Origin of the sequence: Arthrobacter sp. zg-Y1219, from assembly GCF_030125545.1 — a bacterium.
GTDB lineage: Bacteria > Actinomycetota > Actinomycetes > Actinomycetales > Micrococcaceae > Arthrobacter_B.
The window spans coordinates 290227-308740 of record NZ_JASKLY010000003.1 but is presented as its reverse complement, the minus strand read 5'-3'; the positions used below and the strand labels follow the sequence as shown (position 1 = coordinate 308740).

Genomic DNA, 18514 nt, shown 5'->3' with positions numbered 1-18514 from the left:
CGCAGCAGCGGCGCCGGCGCGGCTTGGAGGTTTTCTCCGCAGGCCCAGTCTGCAGCACAATTCCGATTCTGTCCCGGGGACGGCGCAGCTTCAGTTCGTGACGCGTTACGGAGCCTGCCGGCCGGGCCCGGCGTCCGCTCCGGCAGCAGGCTGGGCGGAAGGATCGCCTGTCCGCTCGCCGAGTCCGGTTTTCCGGGCCCCGTTGGAGCGCCTGCTCACGGCCGATGCCCAGACCCAGGTGGCCCGCCGGATCCCGGCGTCGGTCCACAGTACCTGCACGGCTTTGGCGTTCCAGGTGCAGGCTTCGCCCTTTACCCGCTCAGCGGCGCTGGGAAACCGGATCCAGGCCCAGACGGGAATCCCCGGCACCGAAGTGGTGGCGGGGTGGTGCTCAAAGTCCAGCTCTTCCGGGGTAAGTTCAAGCGGCTCCGCACGCCGGGCATAGCGGGCAGCGAGCCGTGTCGCCGCGTCCTGGTCCATGCTTAAAAGTAGAACATATATTCGAATCAACGGATGTCCTGGCGTAATCCGTTCCGGCAGGCACAATGGGAGGATGTGTGGACGTTACGTAATGGCCAAGGCAACATCGGACCTGGTGGCAGCCTTCAATGCTGACCAGGCGGTGGGGGAGGACCTCGCGCCGTCCTGGAACGTGGCCCCCACCGACAACGTGCGCATTGTCACCGAGCGCGCCCGTCACCGCCCCGCCGACGACGACGCCGGCCACGGCGGCGGGCATGAAGACGGCGGCGGGGACACGGTCCGCCGGGTGGCCACGGCAAAGTGGGGTTTGGTGCCGGTATGGGCCAAGGATGCCAAAATCGGTGCACGGATGATCAACGCCCGCCGGGAGACCGTGCTGGAGAAGCCGGCATTCCGGAAGGCTGCGGTGAAGCGCCGGGCACTGGTTCCGGCGGACGGCTACTACGAATGGGAAAAATCCGGCTCCGCCAAAATTCCCACGTACCTGTATTCGCCGGCGCAGGATCCGCTGGCGTTTGCCGGACTCTACGAGTTCTGGCCCGATCCGTCGCTGCCCGAGGACCATGAACACAAATGGCTGGTCAGCTTCACCATCATCACCACCGAGGCCAGCGATGCACTGGGACACATCCATGACCGTACGCCGCTGATCGTTCCGCCGGACTTGTACACCGACTGGCTGGACCCGCGCCTGACGGAGACGGCCGAAGTCCAACAGCTGCTGGACGCCATGCCTGAGCCGGTGCTGACCCCTCGCGTGGTGTCCTCCGAGGTGAACTCTGTCCGCAACAACGGCCCCCAGCTGGTCCTTCCGGCCGAAGACTGAGCCGGACCTCGCGGGGCTCCCGGCGGGCTACCAGGCATAGTCCTCCGGCGCGGTGCGGTGGCCCGGAAAAATGGTGTCGAGCCGGGTGAGGATCCCGGAGTCCAGCTCGGTCCCCAGCGCCGTCAGGGCGTCGTCGAGCTGCGCCTGGATCCGCGGACCCACGATTGGTGCGGTGACCGCCGGCTGGTGCAGCAGCCAGGCCAGGGCGAGGATGCCCGGGGCCAGGCCCAGCTCATCGGCGAAGTCCTCATACTGCTGCAATGCATCCCGGTGCGTCTCCAAAGCCTGCTTGGCGCGGCCCTCGGTGCGCCGTCCGCCCTGCTCCGCCTTCTTCAGCACACCTCCCAGCAGACCGCCCTCCAGCGGCGACCAGGGCAGCAGTCCCAGCCCGTACTGTTGCGCGGCGGGAATAACCTCCAGCTCGACGGTGCGGCTGATCAGGTTATAAATGGACTGCTCACTGACCAGGCCGTTGAAGTTGCGGCGCTGCGCCGCCTCCTGGGCGCGGGCAATGTGCCAGCCGGCAAAGTTCGAGCTGCCGTTGTAGATGATTTTGCCCTGCTGCACCGCCACTTCCATGGCCTGCCAGATCTCGTCCCACGGTGTGTTCCGGTCGATGTGGTGGAACTGGTAGAGATCGATGTAGTCAGTTTGCAGCCGCTGAAGGCTCGCATCCAGCGCCCGGCGGATGTTCAGGGCGGACAGGAAGGTGTCGTTGGGGCGCTCGCTCATCGAGCCGTACAGCTTGGTGGCCAGCACGGTGTCCTCCCGCCGTCCGCCGCCCCTGGCGAACCACCGGCCGACAATCTCCTCGGTCCAGCCCTTGTTCTCCCCCCAGCCGTACACATTGGCGGTGTCAAAAAAACTGAGGCCCGACGCGCGCGCGGAGTCCATGATCGCGTGCGCGTCGGCCTCGTCGTTTTTGGGTCCGAAATTCATGGTGCCCAGGCACAGGCGGGAGACGCTGAGGCCGGAACGGCCCAAGTGGGTGTACTGCATGGAAGTCCTCGCTCGGAGTAGGAGACGGCGGCCAGCCCTCCACGCCGGTTCACCGGCCGGAGGCGCACGAAAGCGCAGATCGCAGGACCCATTCTGCGCGGTTTCGGAGCCTGCGGCTAGATGGGCAATCCCCGGGGACGGGCTTCCGGCCGGGCAGCAGAGCCGGCAGCAGATGGAAGGCCGCAACGCTCGGCCGGGTAGCATCGAAGGTGCGAAATGCACCCACGGGAGACAGCCCAGCAACCATCCCGCCGCCAAGACCCAAGGAATCCATGCCGTTGAACAAGAAATCACTCATAAACGACGGGTTCACCGGATTCCGGCCCATCTCGGACCTCGACATCAACCGAATTCCGCAGCGCCAGGGAATCTTCGCCGTGTTGCGGCCCGAGGGCTTCGAGCCGCGGTTCCTCGCGCAAAGCACGGCCGGAACGTTCAAGAAGAAGAAACCGTCCCTGCCGCGGGCTGCGCTGGAAGCCGAGTGGGTCGCCGACGCGGACGTCCTGTTCATCGGCAAGGCCAGCCCCGGCAGCAAGGGCAACCGCGGGCTCCGCCGCCAGATCTCCGAATTTGTGGACTTTGGCAACGGAAAGCCGCCGGGACACTGGGACGGCCGGTTGATCTGGCAGCTGGCGGACGCCGAGGACCTCCTCGTGGCCTGGCGGGAGTTGCCGGCGGAAACGGTCAATGCTGCCCACGCCGAGTTCCACGCGGAATTCGGCCGGGTGCACGGCAGATTGCCGTTCGCCAATCTTGTCCCGGCCCGCGCCTAGGACCGATTCGGCAGTCCGGCGGCAGCCAACCGGCAGCCCGGCGGCGGCCAGTCGGCAGCCCCGCGGACGGTTCCGGAGAGGCCTGCTGTAGCCTGAGATCCAAAACCTGGAAACTCCAAGGAGGGCACCTCTGTGGCCGAGTCGTATTACCGCGCCCTGGGCGAGGAGAGTTTTGAATCCAGCATCCACACCCAGGGTGCGTGGAATGAGCATGAGCAGCACATGGCTCCGGTCTCGGGTGTCCTCGCCCATGCGCTGCAGAACTGCAGCCCCCGCCAGGACATGCGCCTGGCCAGAATTAGCTATGACATTTTCGGGGTCATCCCCCGCGGAGTTTTCGATGTGCGAACCAAGATCCTGCGCCCGGGCCGCACCATCGAACTCCTCGAGGCCGAGCTGATCGCCGGCGGGCGGACCGCGGTGCGGGCCACGGCCTGGCGGCTGGCCCGGGGGGCCACGGCGGAAGTGGCGGCCCTGGAGGACACCCGGATGCCCGGCCCGGACGGCTTGGCGGAGCCCCGGGGAATGACGCAGTGGCCGGGGGATTTCATCGGCTCGCTGGACTTCCGCGCGGTCGAGGGGCTTCGCCCGGGCCGCGGGCAGGTCTGGGTGCGGACCCCGTACGACATGGTGGAAGGCGCTCCGGCCAACGACCTCGTCCGGCTGGTGGGTCTCGTGGACGTCGCCAACGGCGTTGCGGCACGGGTACCTCCCGGCGGTGACAGCTACATGTTCCCCAACGTCGACCTGCAGGTCCACCTCCACCGCGAGCCCCGGGGCGAATGGCTTGGACTGGACACCCGGGTCACGTTCGGCACCGACGGAATCGGCCTGACCTCCTCAGTGCTGCACGACGTCGAAGGCCCCTTCGGCCGCAGCGAGCAGATCCTGACGGTCCGCCGGCTCGGCCCGCAGGCCTAGGGCACGCGATGCCGCAGGAAGCCCCCCGCGCATCAGCCGGCGGACCATCCGCCGGCAGCGCCGGCCAGGTTCCCCTCGCCGTCGTACGCCAAACCCGCACCCTGGGTGCCGCAGAAGACCTGGACTTTGCGCTGGCCATGCTGGCTGCCGCCCGCACGGGAACGCTGGGACCCACGCTGCGGCTGTACCGCCCGCAGCCCACGGTGGCCCTGGGCCAGCGCGATGCCCGGCTTCCCGGGTTCGACGCCGCCGCGGAGGCCTGCCGGCAGCAGGGCTTTGCGCCGCTGGTCCGCAAGGCCGGCGGACGGGCTGCGGCCTACCATCAGGGGTGCCTGGTCGTGGACCATGTGGAACCCGGAACCGATGCCGTGGCGGGTTCGCGGGCGCGGTTCGCGGCCTTCGGCGAGCTGTTTGCCTCGGCCCTGCGCCGGGTTGGCGTCAACGCCGCGGTGGGGGAAATTCCCGGCGAGTACTGTCCGGGGGAGTTCACTGTCCACGGCACCGCTGACTCCGGCCGGAAGCTCAAACTCGTGGGCACCGCCCAGCGGGTGGTTTCCGGCGCTTGGCTTTTTTCGTCGGTGCTGGTGGTGCAGGACGCCGAACCGCTGCGCCGGGTCCTGACCAGCTGTTACTCCGCCCTGGGGCTGGACTGGAACCCGGAAACGGCCGGCGCCGCGGAAGACGCCGGCAGTGTTTCCCGAAAAAACAGCATTTCCGGAGCCGGCAGTGTTTCCCTGGACACAGTCGAAGCGGCACTGATTGAGGCCTATGGCGCCTACGCGCCGCTTGCCTCCGCGGATTTCGACGCTCTGGCAGCTTCCCTGGACTGCAGCGGCGCCACTGGGCAAAATACAGTCCGGCTGCCTCAGCCTGCGCGTCGATCGGTGAGCTCAGCTGTCGATCAGTAAGCTTGGTGATGGCTCTGCACACCGCCGGACGAAGGAAGACCATTGGCCAAGACCACCATTGAAAACACCATTGAAAACACCGCCCTGCGGCTGAAGGCCGTTCTGGAGGTCCTTGCCGCGGAGGATCCCGCCGCCCAGCGGCGCATCAGCCGCGGCGAAGTCCTCGCCGCGGCCATGACCCGGGTGCCGCTGGAGGGCCGGGAGTCCGAGACCCTTGCCAGCGGGGCCGCCCGTGGAGAACGCGCGCTGTCCAACGCCACCACCAAGCTGGTCAAGGCCGGGTGGATCACGAAGGAAGGCAGGGCCGGCTGGAGCATTACGCCCGCCGGACGCCAGGCGCTGGAGGATTTCCCGGAAACCGCCGACCTGCTCGGCGCCATGGACGGCACGGCTCCGCCGGTTGCCAACACTTCCGCAGCGGCTGCCGAGGCCGTCGTCGAAGAGGCGCTGGAGGCGGCTGTGGTGGTGCCTGAGATTCCGCAGGAGCAGCACGGCGCGCGTGCCCACGAGGACGGAGAGCAGCCCGGGCCCACCTTCCCACAGCCGGACGCCGTCGTCGTCGCCGGAACCCTGGGCAAAGCCCTGGGCGGAGCGGACTGGGACCCGGCTGGAAGCGAGCTGCAGCTTATCTTCGACCGCAGCGATGAACTGTGGAAGCTCACGGCAGAACTTCCCGCCGGCCACTATGAGTTCAAGGTGGCACTGAACGGTTCCTGGGACGAGAACTACGGCAGGGACGGGCACCGGGACGGGGCTAACCTCGACGTGGTGCACGACGGCGGACCGCTGACCTTCCTCTATGACCACGCCACGCACCTGGTGATTCCCAAGCAGGACGTCAACAGCTAAACGGGCGTCCGCGTGGCCGGCCCGGCGCTAACGGTCCGCCGCCTCCGGTGTCAGGCCGTGCCGGGCCAGGAAGCCCAGCACCGTTTCGGCCACAATCCGCCAGCCGTGGTCAACCACCAGGGAATGCCCGCTGCCCTCAATCTCCACGTACTCCGTGGGCGACGCCGCCGAGCGGTAGCGCCGCGCGGCCGCCCGGACCACCGATGCCGGCACCACCCGGTCGGCGCCGGCGCCGGCGAGGAGCAGCGGACCCCGGACCGCTGCCGTGTCGACCCTCACCGGGGTGCGCGGATTGAGGTTGGCCGCCGCTGCCTGGAACAGTGGCCGGCCCGGCGCCGGCATCACGCAGGTGGCATGCAGGTCATTGGACTCACGTTCGGAGACCGCGTTGGCGAAGGTTTTGCGGAAGTGCTGCGGGGACTGGCGGAGAATGCGGTACCGGTTCAGCGGGTTCCACAGCACCGGCAACGCGGTTCTCAGCTGGCCCGGCGACAGCCGCCGGACCCCTCGGAACTGGGCCGGCGCGATGGCTGCGGCACCGGCGGCCGATCCCCGGGCGAGCAGCTGCTGCGCCAGCAACCCGCCGAAGGCGTGCCCCACCAGCACCGGAGGCCGGGGCAGCCCGCTGATGACATCCTCAAAGTGGGTGAGGGCCTCCCGCATTCCGGTTCCGGCCATCGGGTCGGGAAACGCGTTGGCGGCCGGCAGGGCCTCGGGCTCGCCCGGCCAGCCGGGGGCCACCGGCTCGTAGCCGCGCTCCCGGAAGAGCTCCAGCCACGGATCCCAGCTGCTGGCATGCAGCCACAGCCCGTGGATGAACACCACGGGGAGGCGGTCTACGGACTGCACGGAATCGAAATCGGTGGACGGGTAGGGGGACCGCAGGCTCCCGACAGGGGTCATGGTCAGTTGCTCCTCGTTTCGGGAAGTGATCCGGTCCCGCCGGCACGATCTGGTGGCCAGTCTGCCATTTCAAACTCCCGGCGCGGAAGCCGTCACGGCGCATCAGATGACGGCGCATCAGATGACGGCCCGATCAGGCCGACCGGGTCCGTGAGGAAGCCGGCGGGCTCCCGCACCCACCACACGCCGTCGGCCCGGCGTTCCGCGGGAGTGGAAAACCGGTACCGGTACACCCGGGCCCGAATCCACCGCGGCGGGGTTCCGTCGAAGGGATCGGTGCGCAGCAGGGCCAGGACCCTGCGGTCGCCCTCGAGCAGTTTCTGCAGCAGCACCGGAAACCAGGAACCGCCCGCGGCACCCAAAGCCAGGAACCACATCAGCCAGTCCAGCCGCAGATGGTACGGCGCGAATTGGCGCGGCCGCCGGGACGGATTTCCGGGCTTGCCCTTGAACCCGTATTCCAGCCAGCGGGCGTCCGGGCCAGGCTCATCCAGCGTCCCTTCGAGCACCACTTCGTTCCGCGACCGGGTGATGCTGCCGAACGCACCGTAGGCATTGGACAGATGCCAGCGGTTGAAACTTGCGTTCATCAGCTGGTTGCTGCTGAACAGGTTCCGCAGCGGCTCCCAGGCCCAGTAGAGCATCAGTGCCGTCACCGCCAGCACGACGACGGCGAACCACACCGGCGTAGCCGCGGGATCCGGCGCTGCAAAGCCGGCCCAGGGCAGCACCTGCACAGTTGAATCGGCGACCGCGCTGAATGTGATCAAAATGGTCAGGACGTTCAGCCAGGCGAAATTTCCGGAGAGCACCAGCCAGCACTGCGTGAAAATCACCACCGCAGCGGCAATCCCGGCGACCGGCTGCGGGAAGAACAGGAAGAACGGCACCACCAGCTGGGCAAAATGGTTCCCGAGCACTTCGGCCCTGTGCAGCGGTTTCGGCAGGTGGTGGAAGTACCAGCTGGCCGGGTTGGGCATCGGCTGGGTCTCGTGGTGGTAGTACAGGGCCGTGAGATCCCGCCAGACGCGGTCGCCGCGCATCTTGATCAGCCCCGCACCGAATTCCAGTCGGAACACCAGCCAGCGGAAGAGGAAGAGCACGGTCACCGGGGGAGCCGTCTCGGTGGAGCCCAGGAATGCCGCCAGGAAGCCGGCCTCAAGCAGCAGCGACTCCCAGCCGAAGGCGTAAAACGTCTGGCCGATGTTCACAATCGACAGATACAGGAACCAGATCAGCAGAAAGGCCGCCATCGGCAGCCAGGGCGGACCGGCCTGGGGAGGGCCGGCGACCAGCAGGGCGGCGACGGCGGCGCCGGACCAGGCAACGGCAAGCAGGAACCGGTCCGAGTAATGCCGGCGGAAGAGGGTGGGAATGCCCCGTCCGGCGGTGCCCTTGATCCGGGCCAGGTACCGTGGGGCGGGCAGCAGGCCGTGCTCACCCAGCAGCGCCGGGAACTGGTTGGCGGCCGAGATGAAGGCGAGCAGGTAGACGGCGGCGATGCCGCGCTGCAGCACCTGCCGCGCAAATTCGTATCCCTCGGCATTGAAAAGCTCCATCGCATCCCAACCGTAGCGCCGGAGGTCCTAGGCTGGGACCGGTGGCGGAAAACCCCTCAGCTCTCCCCGGGAGGTGCCGGAATGGATGGATCGCACATCCTGGCCCTCGTCGTCGCCCACCCCGATGACGACGCGTACGGACTGGCCGGAACCGTGGCGCTGCACGAACACGATCCGGAGTTCCGCTTCATCCTGGTCCACGCGACCGACGGCGGCGCCGGGCAGATCGATCCCGCCTATCCGCCGGTGAACGAACCGCTCGGGCTGATCCGTCGGCGTGAGATGGACGCCGCGTGGACGGCCCACGGCAGGCCGCCGGACCGCCACGAATGGCTGGACTACGACGACGGCGCGGTCGGCCGGGTTCCCTTCGGGGAACTGGTGGAGCGGATCGGCGGCATCCTGGCGCAGGAGCGGCCCGACGTCGTCGCCACCTTCGGACCCGACGGGCTCACCGGGCATCCGGACCACATCGCAGTCGGCGCGGCCACCGATGCCGCGTTTTTTCGTCTGTGCGGCGACGGCGGGCCGGGGCTGCAGCGCCTGCTGCACGGCGGCGTCCGCCGCTCCACCTGGGAGCGCTGGAACCGCGCCCGGGTCCGGCGCGGGCTGGAACCCTGGGACGAGGACAGGGTCTATGACATTCATCCGGTTCCGGACGAGCTGATTGGCATGGAAGTGGACGTGGGCAGCGTGGCGCACCGGATCGTGGCGGGGCTGATGGAGCACCGGACCCAGCGGCACGTGGTTTCCCCCGGGGTACCCCCGGACTCGGAAGAGGATGCCGCCTGGTCCCGTTCCGTCTCCGTGGAGCCGCTGGTCATCGCCTGGCCACAGCGGCAGCCCGGGGCAGCGGTACTGGGTGATGTGTTTGAGGGGCTGGAATGAAGCAGCCGTCTCAGAACCGGAAGAAGGAATCGATTTCCTGTTTGGTGTCGTCCACGTAAACGTCAGTTCGTTCGTCGAAAAACGACACCCGGTCCTTCAGTTGCGCGGAGTCGGGCAGCACCTTCTCATAGGACCAGGCCAGGTCCGCGCCCTGTGGCTGGCCCGTGACCGACCAATAGGAAGCGGTGCCCTTGTACGGGCAGACGGTGTGTTTCAGTGACGCGCTCAGGGCGTCCCAGTCCACGTCGTCCCGCGGATAATAGGTGCGCACCGGAAGCATGGTCTCGTAAACGAACAGCGGTTCCCGGGTTTCCGCCAGCAGCTGCCCGCCCAGATGCACGCGCACTGCCCGCGACGAGGCCCGGGCGTCCACCCGGTGGAACGGATCGCGGGGATGTCCCTCAATCACCTGGTCCTCTTCCAGCCACCGGTCAAAGGCATAGAAGTCCAGCAGGACGTGGCCGGCCAGATCCGGATCGGCGGCCCGGAACGCGGCGCCGGGCAGCTCGTGCGCTCCCGCCCACAGGTCCAGGGGCTGCCCCGGCGTCGTATGCGCGGCGAAAGGATAGCGCGGATCCATCGGGGCTCCCGGCGGTACGCCGGCCAGCGGATCATCGGCCCCGGGAAGGGCAGCAGTCAGGTCCGCGGCGATGTCCTGCGCGGGTACGGCATAGATCGGGGTGACCCGCCGAGGCTCGTACACCAGGAACGCGTTGCCGGAATCGACTACCGTGTTGTCGCCGAGCTGGGCCCGGATGCGCCGCGGCGTGGGTTCGAAACGCAGCTGCGGGATGAACTTCCAGAATGCGGAACTGATCTGCAGTGCCATGACTCCAGTGTCTGGCGGCCCCGGGCCGGAATCAAGGCCCTGTGTTTCCGATTGCGGGCTCCTCAAGAACCGTCATGCCCCAGGTCTGGTCATTGTTCGCGGTGACGAGCACCCGGAAAGGTTGAGCGACCTGAGTAACCGGGAAGGCGTTGGCTACGCTGCCATCGATACCGGCGGTCTCGCAGGGGAAGGAAAAAGCCGCGGCGCCCGGGACTTCGACGCGGAGGTCGCCGGTTCCGACGCAGGAGGTAACGATTTTCAGGCGTGGGGCGGCAGTGGCAATGTTTTCCAAACTGCCGCTGCCGGTCTGGTTTTCCAGGGAGCCGAGGACAACTTCACTGTAGATGGCACCATCGGATGGCTGGACTTTCGCCGTGGGTGTCGGGGTGGGGATGTGGGTGGGGCGCGGCGTCTTCGACGCTGCCGTTGCCGTCGGTTCATCTGCCGCTGATTCAGCTGATGAGCAGCCTGTCATCAACAGCGCGCCTGCCAGCACCAGTGTGGCGGCTGATGTTGTTTTGCCTCGTGTCATCCGTGCCATGGTTCCCCCTCGCTTGGGGAGAAACTCCGTACAGTCCAACCGGACCTTCCCCCGACGTTTGGCCGAGCTGCTTCCTGCCCTCCATCGCCGTCGTTCTCAGCTGACGTGCGGCGAAGCTGCTGGCCACTGAGCTGCCCACGCTACACCAGGGGGTGTGGCCGCTGTCCGGAGGAGCGTCCTCGACAAGCCAAGCGGCCTTTTGCGGGGACGGGTTGCGGCTGAATGACTAGGCCGTCCAGGGAAGTTTGTGATGCAGGGCATGCAGGGTCACGGTTCCGCCGTAAATGGGAGAGGTACCGAGCTCCGAAAAACCCCAGTGTCCGTAAATTTCCCGGACCTGGGATGCTTGGCCGAAAACACCCAGGACGGCATCCTGTTCGGTTCGGTTCGAGAGGAGTTCACGGATGCACTGTTTGGCTATCCCACGGCCTCGATAGCTATCGTCGACAGCGAGTTCCTGGACAATAACGGTTCTCGACGGAGAAATTACCGCGTCTGGCGTTGGCAGCATTGCGTATAGCCGTCGCAGCCAGGAGCTGTCCTGGTCAAGCCTCTGCGATAACGCAAAGCCGATCACGTGTCCATCGTGTCTCGCCGCGACAAGTCGCCCACCAGGACCAGCAAGTTTGTCGGGGCCCCATTGCTCAATGCTTTGCAGGTCATCTGGCGATTCATTGTAGGGAGGGGCCGCGAAGCTCGAGACAAAGAGACTCGCGATCTCAGCCCAAATTTCGTCCGTCGCAACATGCTCGAACCGGACGTAATCAACTTCCTGGTCGATCTCTCTCATAGTGGGCATACTCTGGACATTCCGAGGTGCCCCGGCTCCGCTTCAGTTTGCATTCAGTCAGCCTATGCGACCACACCGGGTACATGTCTCGACCCTAAGAGGGGATCTACGGGGAGAGCCGCTGCTCCAAAGTGCCGGCTTCCGAGCGACCGCGTCGGTACTCCAGAATGGAGCAGGTTAGGAACGCAGAAGCAGCCAGGACCATGACGAGGACCGACACCGGCCCCCACCATTCCGGCAGCTTCTCCGCGAGCATCATCGTGCCCACCCCGAAGATGATCGAGACCCCGAACAGGTAACGGCTCCATGCAGTCATATCCACAGCCTAACCGCCGCAGAGATTCTGAGACGAGGTGCCGGGCGAGCCGGCGTTGCGCGGGGGCCCGGGAGCACTGTCAGACCCGGGCCGGCAGGCCTACCATCGTGGCTATCGGCAGGCACGCCCCGGAGAGGCGGAGCCGGAAAATGAACCTCGGAAAGGCGAAACCATGCTTGAACACAGCAGTGCCTTCAGCGGATTTTCAGTCAACGACATTCCCGCCGCCCGGAACTTTTACGGGCAGGTGCTGGGCATCCCGGTGTCCGAGGAGGACGGCATGCTGTTCCTGCATCCGGAGGGAAGCCGGAACATCCTCGTTTATCCCAAGGACAACCATTCCCCGGCGACCTACACCGTCCTGAATTTTCCGGTTGCGGATGTCGACGAGGCGGTGCGGGAGCTGTCCGGCCGGGGCGTGGATTTTGTCCATTTTGACGGCGTGGACGCTGACGGAATTTTCCGGCAGGCCGGACCCACGATTGCCTGGTTCCGGGACCCGGCCGGCAACATCCTCTCCGTGATCGAAGACGACTGATCAAAACCGGACACCTTACAAAAATGCACCCCGGGTGCCGGCATTCCCTGAGCGGGAACACCGGCACCCGGGGTGCTGCAGGCGGTTAGTGCCCGCGGGCGATCCACTCTTCCAGCTGCGGGGCTTCCGCGCCGATGGTCGTGGAGTCCCCGTGCCCGGTCAGGACGCGGGTTTCCGACGGCAGGGTCAGGAGCCGTTCGCGGATGGACTTGATGATGGTCGGGAAGTCGCTGTAGGACCGCCCCGTGGCACCGGGACCGCCGGCAAACAGGGTGTCTCCGCTGAACACCACCGGGGCGCCGTCACCGGGCGCACCGGCGGCCAGGAGGAAGCACACGGAACCGGGGGAGTGCCCCGGAGTGTGCAGCGCCTGCAGGGTGATGCCGGCCACCTCGAAGATGTCGCCGTCTTCAATCTCGGCGTCGGGTTCCTCGTCCGGGAACACCGCATCCCAGAGCATCCGGTCCGCGCTGTGCAGGAACACCGGGGCGCTGAACAGTTCACGGGCATCGTCCACGGCGCGGATGTGGTCGTCATGGCCGTGCGTGAGCAGGATGCCCATGACCTCCCGGTCGCCGACGGCAGCCGCAATGGCGTCCACGTCGTGGGCCGGGTCGATGATGATGACCTGCGCGTCGTCGCCGACGATCCAGACGTTGTTGTCCACGTCCCAGGTGCCGCCGTCGAGCGAGAAGGTTCCCGAGGTGATGACGTTGTCGATGTGCACGCTCATTACAGCACCACGACCGAGCGCAGGACCTTGCCGTCGTGCATCTTCGTGAAGGCTTCTTCGATGTCGCCCAGGCCGATGCGCTCGGACACAAACGCGTCCAGGTCCAGGCGTCCGAGCTTGTACTGCTCCACGAGCATCGGGAAGTCGCGCGAGGGCAGGCAGTCGCCGTACCAGGAGGACTTCAGCGATCCGCCGCGGCCAAAGACGTCAGCGAGCGGAAGTTCGATCTTCATCTCCGGATTCGGCACGCCCACCAGGACCACGCGGCCGGCGAGGTCGCGGGCGTAGAAGGCCTGCTTGTAGGTTTCGGGACGGCCGACGGCGTCAATTACGACGTCGGCGCCGTTGCCTCCGGTGAGGGCGCGGATGGCCTCGACCGGGTCCTCGTCCTTGGAGTTGATCGCGTGCGTGGCGCCCTGGGCCTTGGCCAGTCCCAGCTTCTTGGAGTCGATGTCCACCGCGATGATGGTGGTGGCTCCGGCCAGCTGTGCTCCGGCGACGGCTGCGATGCCCACGCCGCCGCAGCCGATGACGGCCACTGACTCTCCGCGCTGCACCTCGCCGGTGTTGATGGCGGCACCGATGCCGGCCATGATGCCGCAGCCGAGCAGGCCCACGGCGGCGGCATCGACGTCGTCGTCCACCTTGGTGCACTGGCCGGCGGCAACCAGGGTCTTCTCGGCGAAGGCGCCGATGCCGAGGGCGGCAGTCAGTTCCGTGCCGTCCTCCAGGGTCATCTTCTGGGTGGCATTGTGCGTGTTGAAGCAGTACTGCGGCTCACCCTTGCGGCAGGCGCGGCACTCGCCGCAGACGGCGCGCCAGTTCAGGACCACGCGGTCGCCCGGGGCCACCTCGGTGACGTCGGGGCCGACGGCGGACACGACGCCGGTGGCCTCATGACCGAGCAGGAACGGATAGTCGTCATTGATGGCGCCCTGCTTGTAGTGCAGGTCGGTGTGGCAGACACCGCAGGTGAGGATGTCCACGAGCGCCTCGCCGGGGCCGGGATCCGGCACCAGGATGGTCTCGAGCGAGACCGGGGCGTTCTTTTCCTTGACGACTACTGCCTGAACCTTGTGAACCATATGGGTGTGCTGCCTCTCGAATGTCCGGGCGGATGCCGATGTCCGGCGTTCCGCGTTCCATCCTATGAAGCAGGACGGCCGGGCGTGAAGTTGACTGATGTACGGGGGAAGGACCGGGTGTCTGGGTTAGACGCCCAGGCGGGACTTGACCTCTGCTGCGGAGGGATTGGTGGCCGAGGAACCGTCCGGGAAGATGACGGTGGGAACGGTCTGGTTGCCGCCGTTGATCTGGGCGACGAGCTCGGCGGTGCCGTCCACGTCTTCGATGTTGACCTCGGTGTAGCCGATTCCGGCGGCGTCCAGCTGGGACTTCAGCCGTCGGCAGTAGCCGCACCACGTGGTGGAGAACATAGTGATGGAACCGGCGTCGGGGGTGAAGGCTTCTGCTGTTGCTGCCATGAAAGGCTCCTCTTCGTACTGACAAATTGCGGGCTGAATAACAGGGACTGTCCGGTACAACCGTAGCGGCACCGGTTCAATTCCCGCGGCGGCGCCGGTGCAATTGCCGTGCTTCGGGCACGCCGGGTATCCGGTGCTGGCCGGTGTGGTCGGTGAAAGCTGGTCGTCTGCTCTGGGTAAGGCAGGTCGAAATCGTCCGCTTTGGGGCGCCTCCGACCGTTTTGGGATTCTGGTGGCGGCGGGGGGGCGGCCCCGCCGCCCCAAAGCCCCCCCGCCTTTTGGGGGTTTCGGCGCCCGCGGGGCCGCGCCACAATAACCCAAAAACGGCAGCAGAATCCCAAAACGGCAGCAGAATCCCAAAACGGCAGCAGAATCCCAAAACGGCAGCAGAATCCCGGCACGGCAGGGAAGCACTTGCCGAGTGCGCAGATATGGCGGGTGTCAGCGCGGTCTGGCCCGTCGAGTGCGCAGGTATGGCGGGTTTCAGCGCGCCCAGGTCACCAGACCTGCACTCTCGTGAGGCCAAACCCACCAGATCTGCACTCTCGTCGGGGCAAGCCAACCGACCCACCAACCCAAACCGCACAGGACTCGCACGCTGCGGCCGGGAAAGTCCAGCAGGGCACTGCGGGCTTCGGCGCCGGCTCTTATCGTGGACGGGAGCTTCCATCGGCCCGGTCAAGGAGCCAAGGCCTTCACCCTGGAACTGCCGCTGGAGCAGGCCGCCGAAGGCTATGCAGCCATGGACGAACGGCGCACCATCAAGACCCTGCTGCGTCCCTGACGTGCGCAGCGCGCAGCGGACGGCAGCCATGAGCCAAGCCACAAGCCGAGCAGCACGTCAGGCAACAAGGCAGACTGGAACCATGTGCGGACGTTATGTGATGGCGAAGACGACGGCGGAGCTGGTGGAGGAAGCCGAGGCGGAAGCCGACGCGAACCTTCAGCTGCGCCAATCCTGGAACGTCGCGCCGACGTCGGACGTACCGGTGGTGCTGGAACGGTATGTCGGCGCTCCGGCGGAAGATGGATCGGAAGGCAGGCGCCCGGTGCGCCAGATTCATGTGGCGCGCTGGGGACTGGTGCCGGGCTGGGCGCGGGATGCCTCCGTCGGAACGCGTGCGTTTAATGCCCGCACCGAAACGGTGCTGGAGAAGCCGACCTTCCGTGACGCCGTCGTCGCACGCCGTTGCGCCGTTCCGGTCCAGGGCTACTACGAATGGAAAGCCGGTCCCGGCCGGACCAAGCGGCCCTCGTATGTCTCCCGGGCCGACGGCGCGCTGACCTTTTTCGCCGGCCTGTACGAGTGGTGGCGGGACCCGGCGAAAGCTCCGGGGGCGCCGGGGAGCTGGCTGCTGTCGACGTCGATCCTCACCGCCGCGGCCCCGGACCCGGCTGAAGCCCGAGGGTCCGGGCAGCCGGCGGTCCTGGTCGAGCTGGGGGAGTTGCATGACCGGATGCCCGTGCCGCTGAACCGCCGGGCCATGGCAGCCTGGCTGGATCCCGCGGCGTCCGACTCGGCGGCCCTGGTGCACCGTGTCACTGCCGAGGCACACGCAGCTGCTGCGCAATGGACGGTGGCCGAAGTGGGGCCGGCCGTGGGCAGCGTCCGAAACGACGGGCCGCACCTGCTGGCTCCTCCGGAACCGGAGCCGGCTCCCGAGCCGGCCCTGTTCTAAGCCGGGCGTCCACCCGACTGTTCCAGGCCGGACCTGCCACGCGCGGTCAGATCACTTCGATGGTCACGTTGCCGTTCTCGTCGATGCTCAGCCCGGGGTTGTGGCAGACCTCCCAGCGGTAGCCGTCGGGATCGGTGAAGTAGCCCGAGTAGCCGCCCCAGCTCATCTGGGTGCCCGGCGCCAGGATGGACCCGCCGGCCGCTGCGGCCTCGGCCAGCACGGCCTCCACCTCTGCCACGGATTCCACGTTGTGTCCCAGCGTGATCGGGGCGTTGCCCGCCTCGCCCATGGGACCCGCTTCGGCCGCCAAATGGTCGCGGCGGAAGAAGGCCAACAACAGTCCCGGGCCCACCTGATAGAAGATCACTTCTTCGGGCACATACTGGGCTGCTTTCCAGCCCAGCCGGGAGGAATAGAACGCGTAGGTTACTTCGAGATCCCGTACGCCAACGGTTATCACGGAAAGAGAAGGCTTCACCCTCTGATCCTGCCACTGACGGGGTAATAAGTTCCTGTTTTACTTCGGTGATCCGTGCAACGCACGGCCCGGGCGCAGCCTGCTGGACACCCTGGTGGTGCGCTCGCTGCTGGTGCCGGCCCTTCCTATGACCTTGGCCGCAGGATCTGGTGGCCGTCAAAACTCAGGCGGGACAGCACCGGCCGGAATTCCCGGGCATTCCGGAGCAGGTTTCACCGTCCCGGAAGACGGAGGCACCGGCGGGGCCGCTAGTCTATTGGCATGGAAACCCCTGATCACCAACGATCCATAACCTGTCAGCTCGACGACATCCGCACCGCCATAGACGAGATTGACGAGGAAATTGTGGCGCTGATCTGGCGGCGTGAGCGTCTCGTGCGCCTGGCCGGCCCCCTGAAGGACAGCGACGCCCAGGTCAAGGCGCCGGAACGGGTGGAGGAAGTGCTGGAACATGTCCGCGCCACCGCCCAGGCCCAGGACGGAGACCCCACCGTGGTGGAGGCAACCTACCGGGCGATGATCGATGCCTTCATCGAATATGAGCTCAAGGTGCGGCACGACGCCGAAGTCCAGGCCAAATTGGACGCCTTCTCCCGCAGCTGACCGCTCACAGTCCGTTGCGGCCTGCCCGCTGCCAGTGCGGGTCCGCCGACCCCAGCGGTCCGGCGGGCACGTCCCAGGACAGGTGCGGCTGCGGGCCCGCTCCGGCAAAGCGCACCGGCGGCACCAAACGCAGCGCCGGACCCCAGAACGTTTCCTCCTCCAGCTGCTGCAGAGGCCCGGACTCAGCGGTCCGGGCCGCCGCCCCGGAGCCGGCGGGCGCCCCGCCGTCGGGCATCTCCCCGGGCGTTCCGTCGGACACCTGCCTGTCGGGCACCTGCCTGTCGGCGAGATGCCGGAGCTCGGCCGCCGTGCGCGCCAGCGACAGCCGGGCCGAGCCCACCTCGCCGTCCAGCCTGCGCAGCCAGGCCTGCAGGGCGGCGGCGGCGGTGAGGTAGCCGGTGGCATGATCCAGTGCCTGCACCGGCAGCGGCCGGGGGCTGTCCGCGGCGAAGTGCGCCATGCCGGTGTGCGCTATCCCGGTGCTCATCTGCACGAGGGAATCGAATCCGCGCCGCTGGGCCCAGGGCCCGGACCATCCGTAGGCGTTCAGCGAAATCTCCACCAGCCCGGGACGGAGCTGCTGCAGCCGCCCGGAATCCAGTCCGAGGCCCGCGAGCGCACCGGCGCGGTAGCCGGAGACCAGGATGTCGGCGTCGGCCACGAGGTCGCGGATGCGCCGCGCACCGGCCGCCGAGGTCAGGTCCAGCCGGGCGCACCGCTTGCCCACTGTCAGTTCCGCCTCGGCCGCCGGTTCTGCCCACCCCGGCGGATCAATGCGCAGCACTTCAGCGCCCAGCCCTGCCAGGAACCGCGTGGCCACCGGACCGGCAATGATGCGGGTCAAGTCCAGCACGCGCACCCCGGCCAGCGGACGCTCCGGTGCCGCCTGCGGGCTGAGCGGTGCCGCCGTTCCGTGCCCGGTCCAGGCGATCAGCGGTTCCTGCTCCACTGCGCGTCCCTGGGGATGGTCTGCCCACTCCGCTTCACTGCGCATTTGTGCGGCGCAGCCTCCGGCGGAAACCACCGCCGTTTCCAGCGCTTCTCCGGTCCAGCCGACGACGGCGGCGGCCACCGTTGCGCGGTTCGGCACCGGATCGACCGGAAGCCCCAGGGACGCCAGTGCCGCATGCCGGTGATGCGGGGCATTGGTGTGCAGCCGGATCCAGCCGTCAGTGCACGGATAATCTCCGGCCAGCGGATCCCAGGGCGGCGGAATTGACCAGCCCAGCGGGGTGAGGGAGCCGGCGAACCAGGCCAGGGACAGGTCGGCGTCGACCACCGGAGCGCTGCTCCCGCCGAGCCGCCGGGACAGATCCGCGACGGCACCGGCAGCCTGCTCCACGGCCCATCCGGCGAAGCCCCGCACGGGAAAGGCTGCTTCCAGGGACATCGCCGTCTCTCCTCTGCCTGCCAC

General features: G+C 67.3%; 23 protein-coding genes. 10 read left to right on the top strand and 13 right to left on the bottom strand.

Annotated features, from left to right (window positions below; genetic code table 11):
- Nucleotides 1–105 precede the first annotated feature (105 nt).
- Complete coding sequence (locus tag QNO00_RS02600; protein ID WP_284023521.1) at nucleotides 106–480, bottom strand: hypothetical protein; 375 nt, start codon at nucleotides 478–480, stop codon at nucleotides 106–108.
- Here QNO00_RS02600 and QNO00_RS02595 point away from each other — a divergent pair.
- Nucleotides 479–1309 (top strand): SOS response-associated peptidase, encoded by an 831-nt coding sequence (locus QNO00_RS02595; RefSeq protein WP_502862999.1) that lies wholly within the window; start codon nucleotides 479–481, stop codon nucleotides 1307–1309. The genes QNO00_RS02600 and QNO00_RS02595 overlap by 2 nt on opposite strands.
- A 27-nt stretch (nucleotides 1310–1336) precedes the next feature.
- Here the strand turns inward: QNO00_RS02595 and QNO00_RS02590 are convergent, their stop codons facing one another.
- Nucleotides 1337–2308 carry an aldo/keto reductase gene (locus tag QNO00_RS02590; protein WP_284023519.1) on the bottom strand — a complete coding sequence of 324 codons (972 nt, stop codon included), beginning with the start codon at nucleotides 2306–2308 and terminating at the stop codon, nucleotides 1337–1339.
- Nucleotides 2309–2580: 272 nt separating this feature from the next.
- Here QNO00_RS02590 and QNO00_RS02585 point away from each other — a divergent pair, with 272 nt between their 5' ends.
- From QNO00_RS02585 to QNO00_RS02570, 4 genes are all read left to right on the top strand, one after another.
- Nucleotides 2581–3081 carry a hypothetical protein gene (locus tag QNO00_RS02585; protein WP_284023518.1) on the top strand — a complete coding sequence of 167 codons (501 nt, stop codon included), beginning with the start codon at nucleotides 2581–2583 and terminating at the stop codon, nucleotides 3079–3081.
- 132 nt (nucleotides 3082–3213) lie between these two features.
- Nucleotides 3214–4002, top strand: a complete 789-nt coding sequence (locus tag QNO00_RS02580; RefSeq protein WP_284023517.1) for a thioesterase family protein — start codon at nucleotides 3214–3216, stop codon at nucleotides 4000–4002.
- Nucleotides 4003–4010: 8 nt separating this feature from the next.
- On the top strand, nucleotides 4011–4910 hold the full coding sequence (locus QNO00_RS02575; RefSeq protein ID WP_284023516.1) for a lipoate--protein ligase family protein: 900 nt from the start codon (nucleotides 4011–4013) through the stop codon (nucleotides 4908–4910).
- Nucleotides 4911–4952: 42 nt separating this feature from the next.
- Nucleotides 4953–5759, top strand: coding sequence for a pullulanase X25 domain-containing protein (locus QNO00_RS02570; protein ID WP_229965458.1), 807 nt, complete (start codon nucleotides 4953–4955; stop codon nucleotides 5757–5759).
- Between the two features lie 27 nt (nucleotides 5760–5786).
- Here QNO00_RS02570 and QNO00_RS02565 read toward each other — a convergent pair whose 3' ends face one another.
- Nucleotides 5787–6662 (bottom strand): alpha/beta hydrolase, encoded by an 876-nt coding sequence (locus tag QNO00_RS02565; RefSeq protein WP_284023515.1) that lies wholly within the window; start codon nucleotides 6660–6662, stop codon nucleotides 5787–5789.
- 92 nt (nucleotides 6663–6754) lie between these two features.
- Nucleotides 6755–8221 carry a lipase maturation factor family protein gene (locus QNO00_RS02560; protein ID WP_284023514.1) on the bottom strand — a complete coding sequence of 489 codons (1467 nt, stop codon included), beginning with the start codon at nucleotides 8219–8221 and terminating at the stop codon, nucleotides 6755–6757.
- 81 nt (nucleotides 8222–8302) lie between these two features.
- Here QNO00_RS02560 and QNO00_RS02555 point away from each other — a divergent pair, with 81 nt between their 5' ends.
- Complete coding sequence (locus QNO00_RS02555; protein ID WP_229965461.1) at nucleotides 8303–9109, top strand: PIG-L deacetylase family protein; 807 nt, start codon at nucleotides 8303–8305, stop codon at nucleotides 9107–9109.
- Between the two features lie 10 nt (nucleotides 9110–9119).
- Here QNO00_RS02555 and QNO00_RS02550 read toward each other — a convergent pair whose 3' ends face one another.
- From QNO00_RS02550 to QNO00_RS02535, 4 genes are all read right to left on the bottom strand, one after another.
- Nucleotides 9120–9938: a DUF427 domain-containing protein gene (locus QNO00_RS02550; RefSeq protein ID WP_284023513.1), complete on the bottom strand. Its 819-nt coding sequence runs from the start codon at nucleotides 9936–9938 to the stop codon at nucleotides 9120–9122.
- A gap of 31 nt (nucleotides 9939–9969) precedes the next feature.
- Nucleotides 9970–10479: a hypothetical protein gene (locus QNO00_RS02545; protein ID WP_284023512.1), complete on the bottom strand. Its 510-nt coding sequence runs from the start codon at nucleotides 10477–10479 to the stop codon at nucleotides 9970–9972.
- A 226-nt stretch (nucleotides 10480–10705) separates the two neighbouring features.
- A complete protein-coding gene (locus QNO00_RS02540; RefSeq protein ID WP_284023511.1) occupies nucleotides 10706–11269 on the bottom strand; it encodes a GNAT family N-acetyltransferase in 564 nt (187 codons plus the stop codon).
- A 106-nt stretch (nucleotides 11270–11375) separates the two neighbouring features.
- Nucleotides 11376–11585 (bottom strand): hypothetical protein, encoded by a 210-nt coding sequence (locus QNO00_RS02535; protein WP_229965466.1) that lies wholly within the window; start codon nucleotides 11583–11585, stop codon nucleotides 11376–11378.
- 172 nt (nucleotides 11586–11757) lie between these two features.
- Here QNO00_RS02535 and QNO00_RS02530 point away from each other — a divergent pair, with 172 nt between their 5' ends.
- Nucleotides 11758–12123: a VOC family protein gene (locus QNO00_RS02530; protein WP_229965468.1), complete on the top strand. Its 366-nt coding sequence runs from the start codon at nucleotides 11758–11760 to the stop codon at nucleotides 12121–12123.
- 85 nt (nucleotides 12124–12208) lie between these two features.
- On the opposite strand, the gene QNO00_RS02525 is transcribed toward QNO00_RS02530, so the two are convergent.
- The 3 genes from QNO00_RS02525 to QNO00_RS02515 form a co-directional block, all read right to left on the bottom strand.
- Nucleotides 12209–12856 carry an MBL fold metallo-hydrolase gene (locus QNO00_RS02525; protein WP_229965469.1) on the bottom strand — a complete coding sequence of 216 codons (648 nt, stop codon included), beginning with the start codon at nucleotides 12854–12856 and terminating at the stop codon, nucleotides 12209–12211.
- On the bottom strand, nucleotides 12856–13941 hold the full coding sequence (locus QNO00_RS02520; protein ID WP_284023510.1) for an S-(hydroxymethyl)mycothiol dehydrogenase: 1086 nt from the start codon (nucleotides 13939–13941) through the stop codon (nucleotides 12856–12858). Before QNO00_RS02520 ends, QNO00_RS02525 begins: the two co-directional genes overlap by 1 nt.
- Before the next feature lie 126 nt (nucleotides 13942–14067).
- The gene (locus tag QNO00_RS02515) at nucleotides 14068–14340 is read right to left on the bottom strand and encodes a mycoredoxin (RefSeq protein WP_229965471.1); all 273 of its coding nucleotides are present in this window, start codon (nucleotides 14338–14340) and stop codon (nucleotides 14068–14070) included.
- 652 nt (nucleotides 14341–14992) lie between these two features.
- Between QNO00_RS02515 and QNO00_RS02510 the strand changes: the two genes are divergently transcribed.
- Together QNO00_RS02510 and QNO00_RS02505 are read left to right on the top strand one after the other, a co-directional pair.
- Complete coding sequence (locus QNO00_RS02510; protein ID WP_284023553.1) at nucleotides 14993–15124, top strand: hypothetical protein; 132 nt, start codon at nucleotides 14993–14995, stop codon at nucleotides 15122–15124.
- Between the two features lie 82 nt (nucleotides 15125–15206).
- Nucleotides 15207–16019, top strand: a complete 813-nt coding sequence (locus QNO00_RS02505; RefSeq protein WP_284023509.1) for an SOS response-associated peptidase — start codon at nucleotides 15207–15209, stop codon at nucleotides 16017–16019.
- A gap of 46 nt (nucleotides 16020–16065) precedes the next feature.
- Here the strand turns inward: QNO00_RS02505 and QNO00_RS02500 are convergent, their stop codons facing one another.
- On the bottom strand, nucleotides 16066–16497 hold the full coding sequence (locus QNO00_RS02500) for a VOC family protein (RefSeq protein WP_229965474.1): 432 nt from the start codon (nucleotides 16495–16497) through the stop codon (nucleotides 16066–16068).
- A 261-nt stretch (nucleotides 16498–16758) separates the two neighbouring features.
- On the opposite strand from QNO00_RS02500, the gene QNO00_RS02495 reads away from it, so the two are divergent.
- Complete coding sequence (locus tag QNO00_RS02495; protein ID WP_229965476.1) at nucleotides 16759–17100, top strand: chorismate mutase; 342 nt, start codon at nucleotides 16759–16761, stop codon at nucleotides 17098–17100.
- A 4-nt stretch (nucleotides 17101–17104) separates the two neighbouring features.
- On the opposite strand, the gene QNO00_RS02490 is transcribed toward QNO00_RS02495, so the two are convergent.
- Nucleotides 17105–18490, bottom strand: coding sequence for a CoA transferase (locus QNO00_RS02490; protein ID WP_284023508.1), 1386 nt, complete (start codon nucleotides 18488–18490; stop codon nucleotides 17105–17107).
- Nucleotides 18491–18514: the final 24 nt, after the last annotated feature.